The sequence below is a fragment of the Achromobacter deleyi genome, assembly GCF_902859705.1.
In the GTDB taxonomy this organism is placed as follows: domain Bacteria; phylum Pseudomonadota; class Gammaproteobacteria; order Burkholderiales; family Burkholderiaceae_B; genus Achromobacter; species Achromobacter deleyi.
Genome location: NZ_CADIJO010000001.1, coordinates 208415 through 224623 on the forward strand (window position 1 = coordinate 208415; position 16209 = coordinate 224623).

Sequence of the window (16209 nt, forward strand, 5' to 3'; positions counted from 1 at the left end):
GTTGCCTCTTTGCTGCCCTGCCCATGTCCACCCTGAAGCGAGCCTTAGCGATTCTTGACCTCTTCAGCCTGGCCACGCCGGTGCTGACCGCGGAAGAGATCATCTCGAAGCTGTCCTATTCGGCGCCCACCGGCTACCGGTACATCCGCGACCTGTCGGACCTGGGCTACCTGCTGCGCATGACGGGCGGGGGCTACAAGCTGGGGCCGCGCATCATCGAGCTGGACCACCTGATCATCGATGGCGACCCTGTGCTGGGCGCGGCCCGGCCGATCATGCGCGAGGTGGTGGACCAGGTGGGCGGCGACGTGCTGCTCAGCGTGATCCACGGCCTGCGCATCCTGAACATCCACCACGAGCGCGGCCCGGAAGACCTGGGCATCGCCCATGGCCGCGGCCGTGCGCACCCGCTCTTTCGCGGCGCAACGGCCAAGACCATCATCGCGTTCCTGCCGCGCAAGGACCAGCGCAAGCTCTACGAGGCGCATCCCGCCGACGTCGAGGCCGCGGGCCTGGGGCAGACGCAGGCCGAATTCACCCGCCGGCTGGACGAGATCCGGGTGCGTGGGTCTTACCTGGGCGTGGGCGAGATGTCGCCCGAGCGTGCGGGCATCGCCGTGCCGGTGTTCCAGGAGGACCGCCGCATCTTCGGTGCGCTGACGGTCACGTTCCTGGCGACCCGGCTGAACACCATCGCGCAGGACAAGACCACGGCGCTGCTGCAAGCGGCGGCGCGGCGGATCGAGTCGCTGGCGCTGGCGTCCCGCATCAAGGAACAGGCCCCCGCGCCGTAAGCGTCGGGGGCCTGTGCGGGGCGGCTTCGGGGGCTGCCTGTCTGGGTGGGCGGTTGCTTTACTGCTGCTGCTGCTGCTGCTGCTGCTGCTGCTGCCGTGATTGCGGCCCGGTTGCGGCCGGGGCGGACGCGGCGTCCGCCGGCGCCGCGCCAGCCTGGGCCGTCGCTTGCGGCGCCCGCAGCGGCGACCCCATGGCCTGGAACAGCGCCGCCGTCTCCGTCAGCCGGGCGCTGGCGTATTCCACTTCGCGCACCCGGGCGGCAACGTAATGCTGCTCGCTGGCGTACGCCGTGTACGGCGCCAGCGCGCCCAGGCGCACCTGGCTGGCGGTGTTGCGATGCGACTGCTCGGCCGCCCGGCGCGAGGCTTCGGCCGAGGCCAGCGCCTGCCCGTCGGCGTCCAGCCGCGCCAGCGTGTCGGCCACGTCGCGGAATGCCGTCAGCACCGTCTGCTTGTATTGCAGCACCGAGGCTTCATAGCGGTCCTTGGCCGCGCTGCGTTCGGCCAGCAGCGCGCCGCCATGGAAGATCGGCTGCGTCAGCGATGCGCCCACCGCCCAGATCGACCCCGCGCCGGACAGCGCCGTGGGCCAGCTGAAGCCGCCCTTGCCCATGGATGCCGACAGTGACAGGCTGGGGAACAGTTGCGCGGTGGCCACGCCGACGTCGGCGGCGGCCGCTTGCAGCACGGCTTCGGCAATATGGATGTCGGGCCGCGCGGCCAGCAATTCGGACGGCACCAGCACCGGCACCTCCGGCGGCACGGCCAGCATGCCGAAGGCCAGGTCGGGCGGCGCCTGGTCGGGGCTGCGGCCCATCAGCACGGCCAGCGCGTGGCGTGTGGTCTGCCACTGCGCCCGCAGGCCGGGCAGCGACGCTTCCAGCGTGGCGGCGTCCTGGTCGGCCTGCAAGGCGTCGTTCTGCGAGGCAGATCCCAGTTCGTAGCGGCGCTGCGTGTCGCGCGCCACCTGGCGCGACAGCACCACCTGTTGCTCAGTCAGCGCCACGCGTTCGGCCAGCGATGCCGACGTGATGGCGCCGGTGACGATGTTGCCGGCCAGCGAACGGCGCGCCGATTCCAGCTGGAATGCCTGCTGCTCGACCTTGGCCGCACGTGACGCGTTTTCAAAGCGCGCCGCGCCGAACAGGTCCAGGTCGTACTTGGCCTGGATCTGGCCGGTGAAGACGTTGTAGAGCGCGGTGGGCTCGGGCAGGTTGGGCATGGTCAGCGCACGCTTGCGCGTGACGTCGGCGCCCGCGTCGATGGACGGCAGCAGCGACGAATTGACCTGTCCGCGCAGTTGTTCGCGGGCGCCGGCCAGGTTGCGTTCGGCGGCTGCCAGGTCGGGGCTGTTGGCCAGGCCTTCCTCGACCATGGCGTTCAGCGCGTCCGAGCCATAGCGTTTCCACCATTCGGGCACCGGGCGCGCGCCTTGCTCGTAGCGCTGCGCCACGCCCTGGGCGGGGGCGCCGGCGGCGGGCAGGGCCTCTACGCCATAGTGCGTGGGCGCGGCCAGCGCCGGCGGCTTGCTGTCGGGCGCGAAGGCGCAGGCGCCCAGCGCCAGCACGAGGGGCAGCGCGGCCAGGCGCCAGGCGGGGGCGGGGTGACGGGGTTGCATCGTCAGGCTCCTCGTACGGCCGTGTCGCCGGCATTGGCGCCGGGCGGCACGCCTTCGGGTTCTTCGCGCTCGTCGTGGCGCACGCGGAACCAGGCCGCGTACAGGGCGGGCAGGAAGAACAGCGTCAGCACGGTGGCGCTGGTGATGCCGCCCATCAGGGCGGTGGCCATGGGGCCGAAGAAGTTGCTGCGCAACAGCGGAATCAGCGCCAGCACGGCGGCTGCGGCGGTCAGGGTGATGGGGCGGAAACGCCGCACCGTGGCCCCGACGATCGCGTCCACCCGCTTGTGGCCGGCGCGGATGTCCTGCTCGATCTGGTCCACCAGGATCACCGAGTTGCGCATGATGATGCCGAACATCGCGATCACCCCCAGCATCGCTACGAAGCCGAAGGGCTTGCCGAACAGCAGCAGCGCGGCCACGACGCCGATCAGGCCCAGCGGCGCGGTCAACACCACCATCAGCACCCGGGCGAAGCTTTGCAACTGCACCATCAGCAGAGTCAGCACCGCCACGACCATGATCGGCATCTGCGCATTGATGGACGACTGGCCCTTGCCGCTTTCCTCGACCGGGCCGCCGACCTCGATGCGATAGCCCACGGGCAGCTCGGCCCGCAACGCGTTCAGCTTCTTGTCGATGGCGTGGGTCACGTCGATGCCCTGGGCGCCGCTCTTGACGTCGGCCTGCACGGTGATGGTGGGCTGGCGGTCACGTTCCCAGATCACGCCGTATTCCAGGCCGTAGCGCACGTGGCCCAGGCTGCCCAGCGGTACCGGGCCGTTGGGCGTGGGCATGGCCAGGGTGGCCAGGCGGGCGGGGTCGATGCGTTCGTCGTTGGGGGCGCGCAGGCTCACGTTGATGAGTTTGTCGCGTTCGCGGTATTGCGTCACGGTGTAGCCCGACAGCGTCATGGCCAGGAAGCTGGAAATGTCGTTGGACGTGACACCGACCTCGCGCGCCTTCTGCTGGTCGATGTCAAAGCGCACCGAGCGTTCCGACGGCTCGTCCCAGTCGAACTGCGTGTTGACCGAGCGGCTGTCGGCGCGGACCTCGGCGGCCACTTTCTCGGCCACCTGGCGCACGTCGGCAATCTTGTCGCCGCTGACGCGGAACTGCACCTGAAAGCCCACGGGCGGGCCGTTTTCCAGTCGCGACAGGCGGCTGCGGATCGCCGGGAACTGTTCATGCAGCATGGGTTCCAGCCAGCGGGCCAGTTTTTCGCGGTCCTCCACCGAGTTCGCGGTGATGACGACCTGGGCGAAATTGGGCGTGGCCAGTTGCTGGTCCAGCGGCAGGTAGAAGCGCGGCGCGCCGGTGCCCACGAAACTGACCGAATGGGCGATCTCGGGGCGGCCTTCCAGCGCCTTTTCCAGCCGTTCCACCTGGCGCAGCGTGGCGGCGAACGACGCGCCTTCCTGCAGCCGCACGTCCACCAGCAGCTCGGTGCGGTCCGAACTGGGGAAGAACTGCTGCGGCACCAGGCTGAAGCCGGCCATCGACACGACGAAGATCACGATGGTGGCCAGCAGCACGCGCCAGCGGCGGTCCACGCACCACGCCACCCAGCCGCGCAGGCGCTGGTAGAAGCGGGTGTTGTAGATGTCGTGCTCGTGGTCATCGGGCAGGTGGGCCTCGCGCTTGCGTTCGGGCAGCATGCGGTAGCCCAGCAGCGGAATCAGCACCACGGCCGCGAACCAGGACGTGATCAGCGCAATCGCCGACACCTGGAAGATGGAGCGGGTGTATTCGCCGGTGCTGGACTTGGCCAGCGCGATCGGCAGAAAGCCCGCCACCGTCACCAGCGTGCCGGTCAGCATCGGGAAGGCGGTGCTGGTGTAGGCATAGGCGGCCGCGCGTGCGCGGCTCCAGCCCTGTTCCAGCTTCACCGCCATCATCTCGACCGCGATGATGGCGTCGTCCACCAGCAGGCCCAGCGCCAGCACCAGCGTGCCCAGCGACACCTTGTGCAGGCCGATGCCGAACATGTCCATGAACAGCGCCGTGATGGCCAGCACCACGGGGATGGAGATCACCACCACCATGCCGGTGCGCAGGCCCAGCGACACCAGGCTGACGATCAGCACGATGGCCACGGCCTCGGCCACCGAACGCAGGAATTCGTCCACCGAGAACGACACCGCCTTGGGCATGCTCGACACTTCGGTCAGCGTCAGGCCGGCGGGCAGCCGCGCCTTGAGTTCGCTGAACTTGGCGTCCAGCGCGCGGCCCAGGTGCACCACGTCCTGGCCCGGCTGCATCGTGATGCCGATGCCCAGCACCGGCTGGCCGCCGGTGCGCATCTGCTCGGCCGGCGGGTCGTCGTAGCCGCGGTGGATGGTGGCGATGTCGCCCAGCCGGATCGACTTGCCATTCACGCGGATCAGCGTTTCGGCCAGGGCGCGGGTATCGCTGAACTGGCCGCTGGGCCGCACGAAGATGCGGTCGTCGGCAGTCGTGAGCGTGCCGGCGCTGGCCACCGCGTTCTGGTTGTTGATGGCCTCGGCGATCTGCTGCGGCGACACGCCCAGGCGCGTCAGCTGCGTGTTGCTGATTTCTATGTAGACGTGTTCGGGCTGGTCGCCGAAGTAATCCACCTTGGCCACGCCGGGCACGCGCAGCAGCACCGTGCGCAGGTTGTCGGCGTAGTCGCGCAGCTGGGCCGGCGAAAAGCCGTCGCCCGCCAGGGTGTAGATGTTGGTGTAGACGTCGCCGAATTCATCATTGAAGAACGGGCCCTGCACGCCTTGCGGCAGGGTCGCGCCGATGTCGCCGACCTTCTTGCGCACCTGGTACCACTCGTTGGCCACCTCGCTGGCCGGCGCCGAGTCCTTCATGGTGAAGAAGATCAGCGATTCGCCCGGGCGCGAGTAGCTGCGCATGAAGTCGGTGGACGGCGTTTCCTGCAGCTTCTTGGCGATGCGGTCGGTGACCTGTTCCTGCACCTGCTGCGCGGTGGCGCCGGGCCACAGGGTCTTGATGACCATCACGCGGAACGTGAAGGGCGGGTCTTCGGACTGCGCCAGCCGTGAATACGACAGCACGCCGAACAGCGTCACCAGTGTGATGATGAAGATCACCAGCGGCTGGTGCCGCAGGGCCCAGGCCGACAGGTTGAACTTGCCTTCTTCGTGGCGGTGCGCGTCGGGATGTTCGGGAACCGGCGCGCTCATGATGCGAAGTCCTCGGGGTGCAGCGGCGGCACCGCGCGGACTTTCTCGCCGGCCGACACGGCGTGCACGCCTTGCCAGACCACCCGTTCGCCGGCCTGCACGCCCTGCGACAGCGTGACGGTGCGCGCGTCGTAGCGCAGCACCTGCACGCGGCGCAGTTCCAGCGTGTCTTGCTGCGGCTTGACCACCCACACGGCGGGTTCGGTGCCGTCATGGAACAACGCGGTGGCCGGCACGGTGTAGGTGACGGCGCCGTTGGCCTGGCGATTGTCGAAGCTGATGTTGGCCGTCATGCCCAGCCGCACTTCGGGCGGGGGCGATTCCAGGGTCAGCTTGGCGCGGTAGGTGCGGCTTTGCGGGTCGGCCGCCGGCGCGATCTCGCGCAGCACGGCATTGAAGGTCTTGCCGGGCAGCGGCGCCAGCGTGACGGTGGCGCGCTGGCCGATGGCCAGGCCCGCCAGCACGCTTTCGGGCACGTCGCACAGGGCGTCGACATCGCCGGACCAGGCCAGGTTGTAGACCGCCTGGCCGGCGGAGACGTTCTGGCCGGTGTCGGCCTGTTCGGCGGTGATGACGCCGGCATGGTCGGCGGCCAGGGTGGTGTATTTGAGCTGGTCGGCCGACAGGGCGGCCTGCTGCGCCGCCTGGTCGCGCTGCGCCAGCGCCGAGGCGTAGGCGTTGCGGGTCTGTTCCAGCTGGTTGGCGGCGATCAGGTTTTCCTTGGCCTGGGCGCGGTCGCGGTCCAGCTGCTGCTTGGCGTAGTCCAGCTGGTGCTGGGCGGCCGACAGCTGGGCGCGGGCGCTGGCGGCATTCTTGGTGGCGTCGGCCGGGTCCAGCTTGGCCACCACCTGGCCGGGCTTGACCGTGTCGCCCAGGCGCACCAGGCGCTCGACGATCTTGCCGCCCACGCGGAACGACAGCGGCGTGCTGTAGCGCGCCTGCACTTCGCCGGGCAGGGTCCAGGCGGGCAGGGCGGCGTCGGCCTTGGCGGGCATGGCCACGACCGGGCGCGGTGCGGGCGCCTCGGGTTCTTTGCTGCCGCAGCCGGCCAGGGCCAGTGCCAGAGTCAGCGCGGCAAGCGCGCCAGGAACAGGGAAATTCACGAAACACCTCGCGACGCGGGCAGTAAGAGAGACGGGTGCGAGGCGGCCTTTACAGGCAGGCGAGACGCGCTGGCAATCCGATACGGCATGGATTCTAATGCAGCAATGTATTCAAATACAAGGGTGAATCTGAAATGCGTGGCGGTGCTAGAATCGCCCCATGTCAAAAGTCCGCCTTACCCGAGAGCAAAGCCGCGACCAGACGCGCCAGCGCCTGTTCGATGCCGCGCAATCGATCTTCCTGTCCAAGGGTTTCGTCGCCGCCAGCGTCGAAGACATCGCCGAGCTCGCCGGTTACACGCGCGGCGCGTTCTATTCCAATTTCGCAAGCAAATCCGACCTGTTCCTGCAACTGCTCAAGCGCGACCACGACAACGTCATGGCCGACATGCGCGCCATCTTCGATGCCGGCGAAACCCGCGAGCAGATGGAAGCCAGCGTGCTGCACTACTACAGCACCCATTTCCGCGACAACGAATGCTTCCTGCTCTGGATGGAAGGCAAGCTGCAGGCCGCCCGCGACCCGGAATTCCGGGTCGGCTTCACCGCCTGTCTGCGTGAATTGCGCCAAGCCACCACCGAATACGTCAGCCAGTTTTCCGAGCGGGTCGGCACGCCGTTGCCCATGCCCGCACGCGAACTGGCCATCGGCCTGCTGGCGCTGTCCGACGGCATGCACTTCAGCTTCGCCTTCGACCCGCAGGGCGTCACGGCCGAGACCACCGAATCGGTGCTGGCCGGATTCTTTCGCCGCGTCGTGTTCGGCGAGCACGGCCCGGATTAAAGGCAGGACGCCCGCCGGTTTGTCAGGCGGGCGCGCGGCATGATAGTAATAACGGCGGCGCGCCGGCTGGACTGAGGGGGCCAGCGCCGCAGCCTCGCATCCCTCGGGCGAAAGGAGCAGCAGCATGTCTTCAGAAACCCGACCATCCACGATCAACCGGCCGGTATTCTTCTCGGCTGCGTTGTTCACCCTGCTGCTGGTGGGCTTTGCCATCACGGCGCCCAAGACCGCGCAGAACCTGTTCGAATCGATCCAGCGCTGGATCCTGGGCAACGCCAGCTGGTTCTACATCCTGGTGGTCGCCATCATCCTGCTGTCGGTGGCCTTCCTGGCCATCAGCCGCTACGGCGACATCAAGCTGGGGCCCGACCACAGCGAGCCCGACTACCGCAATTTCACCTGGTTCGCCATGCTGTTCTCGGCCGGCATGGGCATCGGGCTGATGTTCTTCGGCGTGGCCGAACCGGTCATGCACTTCATGTCGCCGCCGGTGGGCGAGGGCGCCACCGCCGCCGCGGCGCGCGAAGCCATGAAGATCACGTTCTTCCACTGGGGCCTGCACGCCTGGGCCATCTACGCGGTGGTGGCATTGACGCTGGCGTTCTTCAGCTTTCGCCACGGCCTGCCGCTGACCCTGCGTTCGGCGCTGTACCCGCTGATCGGCAACCGCATCCACGGCCCCATCGGCCATGCGGTCGACGTTTTTGCCATCATCGGCACCGTGCTGGGGGTGGCGACGTCGCTGGGGCTGGGCGTGGCCCAGATGAACAGCGGCCTGAACCACCTGTTCGGCATTCCGGTGGGCGTGATTCCGCAGATCATCCTGATCGTCATCACCTGCGGCCTGGCGACGCTGTCCGTGGCTAGCGGCCTGGACAAGGGCATCCGCATTCTGTCCGAAGCCAATATGGTGCTGGCGGTGATCCTGCTGCTGTTCGTGCTGGTGGCCGGCCCTACCGTGTTCCTGCTGCAGACCTTCGTGCAGAACACTGGCGCCTACCTGTCCGACATCGTCAACAAGACCTTCAACCTGTACGCCTATGAGCCGTCCGACTGGATCGGCGGCTGGACGCTGTTCTATTGGGGCTGGTGGATCGCGTGGTCGCCGTTCGTGGGCCTGTTCATCGCGCGCATCTCGCGCGGCCGCACCATCCGCGAATTCGTCAGCGGCGTGCTGCTGGTGCCGGCCGGGTTCACCTTGTTCTGGATGACGGTGTTCGGCGACACCGCCATTCACTTCATCCTGGTCGACGGGGTCAAGGGCTTCGCCGAAACGGTCAAGGACGACAACGCCCTGGCGCTGTTCGCCTTCTTCGAATTGCTGCCCTTCAGCAGCATCATGTCGATTTTCGCCATCGCCATGGTGGCCGTGTTCTTCGTCACCTCAGCCGACTCCGGAGCGCTGGTGGTGGACCTGCTGGCCTCCGGCGGCGCCGACCGCACGCCGGTGTGGCAGCGCATCTTCTGGTCGCTGTCGATGGGCGCGGTGGCCATCGCGCTGCTGCTGGCCGACGGCCTGACGGCATTGCAGACGGCCACCATCGCCAGCGCGCTGCCGTTCTCGATCATCCTGCTGCTGTCGCTGTGGGGCCTGTTCAAGGCGCTGAAGCTGGACGCCACCAAGCGCGGCATCCGCTACCAGTCGCTGACCCTGTCGCGGCCGACGCGCGGCGGCCAGTCGTGGGAACGCCGGCTGCGCAACATGGTGATGATGCCGCGCCGGGCCCACGTGGTGCGCTTCGTGTCCGACGTGGTCACGCCCGCGCTGGAAGACGTGGCCGACGAATTGCGCAAGCAGGGCTACGACGTCGTGGTCAAGGAAGACGCCGACGAGGGCAGCGCCGTGCTGGAGGTGAATCACGGCGAGCACCTGGACTTCTTCTATTCCGTGCAGCCGCGGGCCTTCGTGCGCCCCAGCCTGACGCCCGAAGAGGCGGCCGACGAAGAAGAACGCAAGTATTTCCGCGCCGAAGTGCATCTGCGCGAAGGCGGGCAGGACTACGACATCATGGGCTGGAGCCGCGACGCGGTCATCGGCGACATCCTGGACCAGTACGAACGCCACCGCCATTACCTGCATATGGTGCGCACTTAGGCGCCCGGCCGGTCCCGTACCGGCCCGGCTGTCTTTGCCCGAATCGCCCCGCCGCCGGCCCCGTGCCGGCGGCTTTTTTTTCGCCGATAGGATTTATCAATCCTCAACATTACTTTAGGTATTTTGACTTCCTTCGGGATTTCGCGGATTATCCAAGCCATTCCTTTGATAAATAGCGAGCGAATCATGAAGGCAACATCTGGCGCATGGGCGGCCGGCATCCTGGTCGTGGCGGTAGTGGCGGGCGGCGGCCTGTATTGGAAGTTCGGCGGGTCGTCGCACAAGGGCGGCTGGGCCATGGCGCCGGCCAAGGTCGCGGTGGCCCCTGCGGTGCAGGCGGACTTCCCCGTGGCGCTGTCGGGCATTGCCTCGCTGGAGGCCACCCGCCAGGTGCTGGTGCCCGCCGAAGTGGACGGCCGGGTGGCGCAGATCCTGTTCACCGCGGGCGACCGGGTCCGCGCCGGCCAACTGCTGGTGCAACTGAATGACGCGCCCGAACAGGGCGAACTGGCCCGGCTGCAGGCCCAGGCCAAGAACGCGCGGACCTTGCTGGACCGCACCCGCCGCCTGGTGCCGCTGCAGGCCGCCACCCGGGAACAGCTGGACCAGGCGCAGGCCGACTACGACCAGGCCGCCGGGGACATCAAGCGCATCCAGGCGCTGATCGAGCAAAAACGCATCAAGGCGCCGTTCGACGGCGTGCTGGGGGTGCGCCGCGTGAACCTGGGCCAGTTCGCCCGCGCCGGCGACCCGCTGGTATCTCTGACCGACGCGGCCAGCGTCTACGCCAACATCACCTTGCCCGAGCAGGCCCTGGGCGCGCTGCGGGCCGGCCAGCCGGTGGCCGTGACGGTCGATGCCCATGCCGACCGTGTATTCGAGGGCACCGTCACGACCATCGAGCCGCAGGTCGATCCCGGCACGCGCACCGTGCGGGTGCAGGCCACCCTGGCCAACGCCGACGGCGCGCTGGCCGCCGGCATGTTCGCCCACGGCAAGGTCGTGCTGCCGCCGCGCCAGGGCGTGATCACCGTACCGGAAACCGCCGTCAGCTACAGCGCCTACGGCGATTCGGTCTATGTGGTGGTGCCGCCCAAGGCGGGCGAGGCCTCGGCCCCGCCGACCGTGACCCAGGCCTATGTGCAGACCGCCGAACGTACCCGCGGGCGGGTGGTGGTCACCCGGGGCCTTGCGCCCGGCGACCAGGTGGTGACGTCCGGCCAACTGCGCCTGCACAACGGCGCGGCCGTCGAGATCAGCGCCCAGGACACCGTGGCGCTGGATGCCGGCACCCAATCCGTGGCGCAAGCCCGGTGAGCGCGCGGAGCCTGACATGAAATTCACCGATCTGTTCGTACGCCGGCCCGTGCTGGCGCTGGTGGTCAGCACGCTGCTCCTGCTGATGGGGCTGCGCGCCCTGAGCGGCCTGCCGATCCGCCAGTACCCGCTGACCGAAAGCACCACCATCACCATCACCACGCAATACCCGGGCGCCTCGCCCGACCTGATGCAGGGCTTCGTCACGCAGCCCATCGCGCAGTCGGTCGCCACGGTCGAAGGCATCGACTACCTGTCGTCGTCGTCGACCCAGGGGCGCAGCGTGATCACCGTGCGCATGAAGCTCAATGCCGATTCCAACAAGGCCATGACCGAGGTCATGGCCAAGGTCAACGAAGTCAAATACCGCTTGCCGCAGGACGCCTACGATCCTGTGCTGGTGAAGTCGGCCGGCGAGGCCACGGCGGTGGCCTACGTGGGCTTTTCCAGTACCACGATGGCGCTGCCGGCCCTGACCGACTACCTGTCGCGGGTGGTGCAGCCGCAGCTGTCGTCCATCGAAGGGGTGGCCAGCGTGGAACTCTACGGCGGCCAGAAGCTGGCGATGCGGATATGGCTGGACCCCAACCGCCTGGCGGCCCGCGGCATCTCGGCCAGCGAGCTGGACGATGCCCTGCGCCAGAACAACGTGCAGGCCGCACCCGGCCAGGTCAAGGGCCTGTACGTGGCGTCCAACATCAAGGTCAACACTGACCTGGTCAACGTGGCGGAATTCCGCGACATGGTCATCAAGCGCGACGGCGACGCCATCGTGCGCCTGGGCGACGTGGCGACCGTGGAACTGGGCGCGGCCTCGACCGATTCCAGCGGCCTGATGGACGGCGAGCCCGCCGTGTATTTCGGTTTGAACGCCACGCCGGTAGGCAACCCGCTGGTGATCGTCAAGCGGCTCAACGAGCTGCTGCCCAACATCAAGCAGAACCTGCCGCCGGGCACCAGCGTGCAGGTGCCGTTCGAGCTGGCGCGCTTCATCAGCGCATCGATCGACGGCGTGGTGCATACGCTGATGGAAGCCATCATCATCGTGGTGGCGGTGATCTTCCTGTGCCTGGGGTCGCTGCGCGCGGTGTTGATTCCGGTCGTGACGATTCCGCTGTCGATGCTGGGCGGCGCGGCCATCATGGCGCTGTTCGGCTTCAGCGTGAACCTGCTGACGTTGCTGGCCATGGTGCTGGCCATCGGCCTGGTGGTGGACGACGCCATCGTGGTGGTCGAAAACGTGCACCGCCACATCGAAGAAGGCAAGTCGCCGGTGCGCGCCGCCTTGATCGGGGCGCGCGAAGTGGCCGGCCCGGTGATCGCCATGACCATCACGCTGGCGGCGGTGTACGCGCCCATCGGCCTGATGGGCGGGCTGACGGGGTCGCTGTTCAAGGAATTCGCCTTCACGCTGGCGGGGGCGGTGGTGGTGTCGGGCGTCATTGCGCTGACGCTGTCGCCCGTGATGAGTTCGTTCATGCTCAACAGCCACGTGTCCGAAGGCTGGATGGCGCGCCGCGCCGAGCGCTTCTTCAACCGGCTGGGCGACGCCTACGGCCGCCTGCTGGACGTGTCGCTGCACCACCGCTGGGTCACGGGCCTGGTGGCTGCGGCGGTGTTGGCCAGCCTGCCGTTCCTGTACAACGCCGCCCAGCGCGAACTGGCGCCGGTCGAAGACCAGTCCACCGTGCTCACGGCCATCAAGTCGCCGCAGCAGGCCAACATCGACTACGTCGAGAAATTCGGCAAGCAGTGGGACGACGTCATGGCCACGCTGCCCGAACAGAAGGGCCGCTGGCTGATCAATGGTTCGGACGGCGTGGCCAACAGCATCGGCGGCGTCGACTTCGTCGACTGGCAGGACCGCAAGCGTTCGGCCGACCAGATCCAGGCCGACATGCAGTCCAGGGTGAACCAGATCGAAGGCAGCAACATCTTCGCCTTCCAGCTGCCGCCGCTGCCGGGTTCCACCGGGGGGCTGCCCGTGCAGATGGTCATCATGAGCGCGGCCGATTACCCCGTCGTCTATGAAGCCATGGAAACCCTGAAGAAGGCGGCCCGCGAAAGCGGCCTGTTCATGGTGGTCGACAGCGACCTGGACTACAACAACCCCGTGGTGCAGCTGAAGGTGGACCGCGCCAAGGCCAATAGCCTGGGCGTCACCATGAAGGCCGTGGGCGATACGCTGGCCATACTGGTGGGCGAAAACTACGTCAACCGCTTCGGCATGGACGGCCGCTCGTACGACGTGATTCCGCAAAGCCTGCGCCAGCAGCGCATCTCGCCGGAATCGCTGGCCCAGTACTACGTCAAGAGCGCCAGCGGCGCGCAGGTGCCGCTGTCCAATATCGTGTCGGTGTCGATGGGGGTCGAACCCAACAAGCTGACCCAGTTCAACCAGCTCAACGCCGCCACCTTCCAGGCCATCCCGATGCCGGGCGTGACCATGGGCGACGCGGTGCAGTTCCTGACGCGTCAGGCCCAGGCACTGCCGGCCGGCTTCAGCTACGACTGGCAGTCGGACGCGCGCCAGTTCAGCCAGGAAGGCTCGGCGCTGATGATCACCTTCATGTTCGCCATCATCGTCATCTACCTGGTGCTGGCGGCGCAATACGAAAGCCTGCGCGACCCGTTCATCATCCTGGTGAGCGTGCCGCTGTCGATCTGCGGCGCGCTGATTCCGCTGGCGCTGGGCATGGCCACCATCAACATCTACACGCAGATCGGGCTGGTGACGCTGATCGGGCTGATCAGCAAGCACGGCATCCTGATGGTGGAGTTCGCCAACGAGATGCAGGTCAGCCACGGGCTGGACCGCCGCAGCGCCATGGAGCAGGCCGCACGCATCCGCCTGCGCCCCATCCTGATGACCACCGCCGCCATGGTGGTGGGCCTGATCCCGCTGCTGTTCGCCAGCGGTGCCGGCGCCCACAGCCGCTACAGCCTGGGCCTGGTCATCGTGGTGGGCATGCTGGTGGGCACGTTGTTCACGCTGTTCGTGCTGCCCACCGTCTACACCGTGCTGGCCCGCGACCACCGCGCCGCCAACGATACGCCGCGCGCCCGTGAACTGGCCCAGGCGCAGGCCGAAGACGCGCAACCAGCGCCGTCGCACTGAGGCATAGAGGAAACGACCATGAAACATCCCGATCTACCCCTGCGCCTGCGCCGCGGCATCGTGACGCTGCTGGCCGCGCTGGCCGCCGCCGGCTGCGCCGTCGGCCCCGATTACCAGAAGCCGCAAGACGCGCCAGTGACCTTGGCCAGCCCGGAACAGGCGCTGTTTTCCACCGACCGCGTGCAGGCGGATTGGTGGAAGCAGTTGCAGGACCCGCAACTGGACCGCCTGATCGCCCTGGCGTTGCAACGCAATCACGACATCCGTATCGCCCAGGCCCGCCTGGCCGAATCGCGCGCCGTGCTCGACGAGAAGCAACTGGACCAGCTGCCCACGGTGACGCTGGGCGGAAATTTCGAACGCAGCCTGTCGCAGCTGAATTCGGGCGTGCCGGGCCAGCGCAGCCTGGCCGAGAGCTACCGGGCCGGCTTCGATGCCACCTGGGAAATCGACCTGTTCGGCCGCCTGCGGCGGGCGGCCGAAGGCGCCGCGGCGCGCAGCGAAGCGCAGGCCGCCGACCTGGCGCAGGCGCGCATCGTGGTGGCGGCCGAAGTGGCGCGCAATTACTTTGAGCTGCGCGGCGCCGAACAGCGCCTGGCGGTGGCGCGCGCCAATCTGGACAGCCAGCGTGACAGCCTGCGCGTGATCCAGGCGATGGTGTCGGCCGGCCGGGGCGACGAAGGCGATCTGGCCAGCGCCCGCGCCGAACTGGAAACCGTACAGGCCAGCGTGCCCTTGCAGGAAACCGCCCGGCGCCTGGCGCGCTACCGCCTGGCGGTGCTGGCGGGCCTGCGGCCGGTGGAACTGGGCGAGCTGGATGCCGCCACGCCGCAGGCGCCGCTGGCCGCGCGCCTGCCCATTGGCGATGTCGGCGCCTTGCTGGCCCGCCGGCCCGACGTGGCCGCCGCCGAGCGCAACCGCGCCGCGGCCAATGCCGACGTGGGCGTGGCTACCGCCGAGCTGTATCCGCGCATCGACCTGGGCGGCTTCCTGGGCTTCGTGGCCCTGCGCGGCGGCGATTTCGGCTCGGCAGCCAGCCGCGCCTTCAGCGTGACGCCGGGCGTGAACTGGCCGGCGTTCAACCTGCCCACGGCCCTGGCGCGCAAGCGCGCGGCGCAGGCGCGTTCGCAGGGCGAGACGGCGCGCTACGAGCAGACCGTGTTGCAGGCGGTCGAGGAACTGGAAGGGGCGCTGACGCAATACGGCCAGACCCAGCAGCGCCTGGGCAACCTGGCCGAGGCCGCCGCGCACAGCCGCCGCGCGGCCGACCTGGCAAGGCTGCGCTACCGCGAAGGCAGCACGCCCTACCTGACGGTGCTGGACGCGCAGCGCACCTTGCTGCGCGCCCAGGACGCCGTGGCGGTGGCCGAAACCGAGTCCTACACCAGTCTTGTGGCGCTGTACAAGGCGCTGGGCGGCGGCTGGGAGGCGCCCGCCGAGGCCGGCAATGCCCCGTCGGCGGCCGCCGCGCCGGCCCCCGCCGGCTGACCCGGGGGGGCGGTTCGTGGCACCATAGGGGCTTGGCGCCCAACCCTGATTCCATGTCCGACAACCTGTCCAAACCCGTCACCTGGCAGCCGCACCAGCCTGCGGACCGCGTGCTCATGACCCTGAAGACGCGCGGCCCGCAGTCCGTGGCGGCCATCGCACGCCAGCTGGAGGTCACGGCCGAAGCCGTACGCCAGCAGATGACGCGGCTGCACGCCGACGGCCTGGTCGACTCGGAAAGCCGCAGCGCCGGGCGCGGGCGCCCCACCCAGATCTGGTTCCTGACCGACGCCGGCCACCGCCGCTTTCCGGACACCCACGCCGACATGACGGTGCAGATGATCAACGCCGTGCGCCAGGTGTTCGGCGAAGACGGCGTGGACAAGCTGATTTCGGTACGTGAAACCGCCATGCTGACCGGCTACCGGCAGGCGCTGGCAGGCGCCGCCACGCTTGAAGACCAATTGCAGCGGCTGGTGCAGCAGCGCTCGGCCGAAGGCTACATGGCCGAAATGCGCCGCGACGGCGACGACTTCCTGTTCATCGAAAACCACTGTCCCATCTGTGCGGCGGCCCAGGCCTGTATGGGCTTTTGCCGCAGCGAACTGGAACTGTTCCGCCAGGCGCTGGGCGAGGGCGTGCGCGTCGAGCGTGAAGAACACATCCTGCTGGGCGCGCGCCGCTGCGCCTACCGCGTCAGCGCGCGCCCCTGACGTCCG

Annotated in this window: 10 protein-coding genes; 7 read left to right on the top strand and 3 right to left on the bottom strand. The window is 68.3% G+C overall.

What is annotated here, in order from left to right; genetic code table 11:
• Positions 1-23: 23 nt before the first annotated feature.
• Complete coding sequence (locus HV798_RS00910) at positions 24-794, top strand: IclR family transcriptional regulator (protein ID WP_029953712.1); 771 nt, start codon at positions 24-26, stop codon at positions 792-794.
• 58 nt (positions 795-852) lie between these two features.
• On the opposite strand, the gene HV798_RS00915 is transcribed toward HV798_RS00910, so the two are convergent.
• The 3 genes from HV798_RS00915 to HV798_RS00925 are packed head-to-tail and all read right to left on the bottom strand — an operon-like array spanning position 853 to position 6688.
• Positions 853-2412, bottom strand: a complete 1560-nt coding sequence (locus tag HV798_RS00915) for an efflux transporter outer membrane subunit (protein WP_175216321.1) — start codon at positions 2410-2412, stop codon at positions 853-855.
• 2 nt (positions 2413-2414) lie between these two features.
• The gene (locus tag HV798_RS00920; protein ID WP_025137035.1) at positions 2415-5585 is read right to left on the bottom strand and encodes an efflux RND transporter permease subunit; all 3171 of its coding nucleotides are present in this window, start codon (positions 5583-5585) and stop codon (positions 2415-2417) included.
• Positions 5582-6688, bottom strand: a complete 1107-nt coding sequence (locus HV798_RS00925; protein ID WP_175190959.1) for an efflux RND transporter periplasmic adaptor subunit — start codon at positions 6686-6688, stop codon at positions 5582-5584. The genes HV798_RS00920 and HV798_RS00925 overlap by 4 nt, the downstream gene beginning before the upstream one ends.
• A 160-nt stretch (positions 6689-6848) precedes the next feature.
• On the opposite strand from HV798_RS00925, the gene HV798_RS00930 reads away from it, so the two are divergent.
• The 6 genes from HV798_RS00930 (at position 6849) to HV798_RS00955 (ending at position 16203) form a co-directional block, all read left to right on the top strand.
• Positions 6849-7472 carry a TetR/AcrR family transcriptional regulator gene (locus HV798_RS00930; protein ID WP_025137037.1) on the top strand — a complete coding sequence of 208 codons (624 nt, stop codon included), beginning with the start codon at positions 6849-6851 and terminating at the stop codon, positions 7470-7472.
• Positions 7473-7596: 124 nt separating this feature from the next.
• A complete protein-coding gene (locus HV798_RS00935; protein ID WP_175190961.1) occupies positions 7597-9567 on the top strand; it encodes a BCCT family transporter in 1971 nt (656 codons plus the stop codon).
• A 186-nt stretch (positions 9568-9753) separates the two neighbouring features.
• Positions 9754-10884, top strand: coding sequence for an efflux RND transporter periplasmic adaptor subunit (locus HV798_RS00940; protein WP_175190962.1), 1131 nt, complete (start codon positions 9754-9756; stop codon positions 10882-10884).
• A 16-nt stretch (positions 10885-10900) separates the two neighbouring features.
• Complete coding sequence (locus HV798_RS00945) at positions 10901-14002, top strand: MexW/MexI family multidrug efflux RND transporter permease subunit (RefSeq protein WP_175190963.1); 3102 nt, start codon at positions 10901-10903, stop codon at positions 14000-14002.
• 18 nt (positions 14003-14020) lie between these two features.
• A complete protein-coding gene (locus HV798_RS00950; protein ID WP_175190964.1) occupies positions 14021-15490 on the top strand; it encodes an efflux transporter outer membrane subunit in 1470 nt (489 codons plus the stop codon).
• Between the two features lie 53 nt (positions 15491-15543).
• Positions 15544-16203, top strand: a complete 660-nt coding sequence (locus tag HV798_RS00955) for a helix-turn-helix transcriptional regulator (RefSeq protein WP_175190965.1) — start codon at positions 15544-15546, stop codon at positions 16201-16203.
• The last annotated feature ends 6 nt before the right edge of the window (positions 16204-16209 follow it).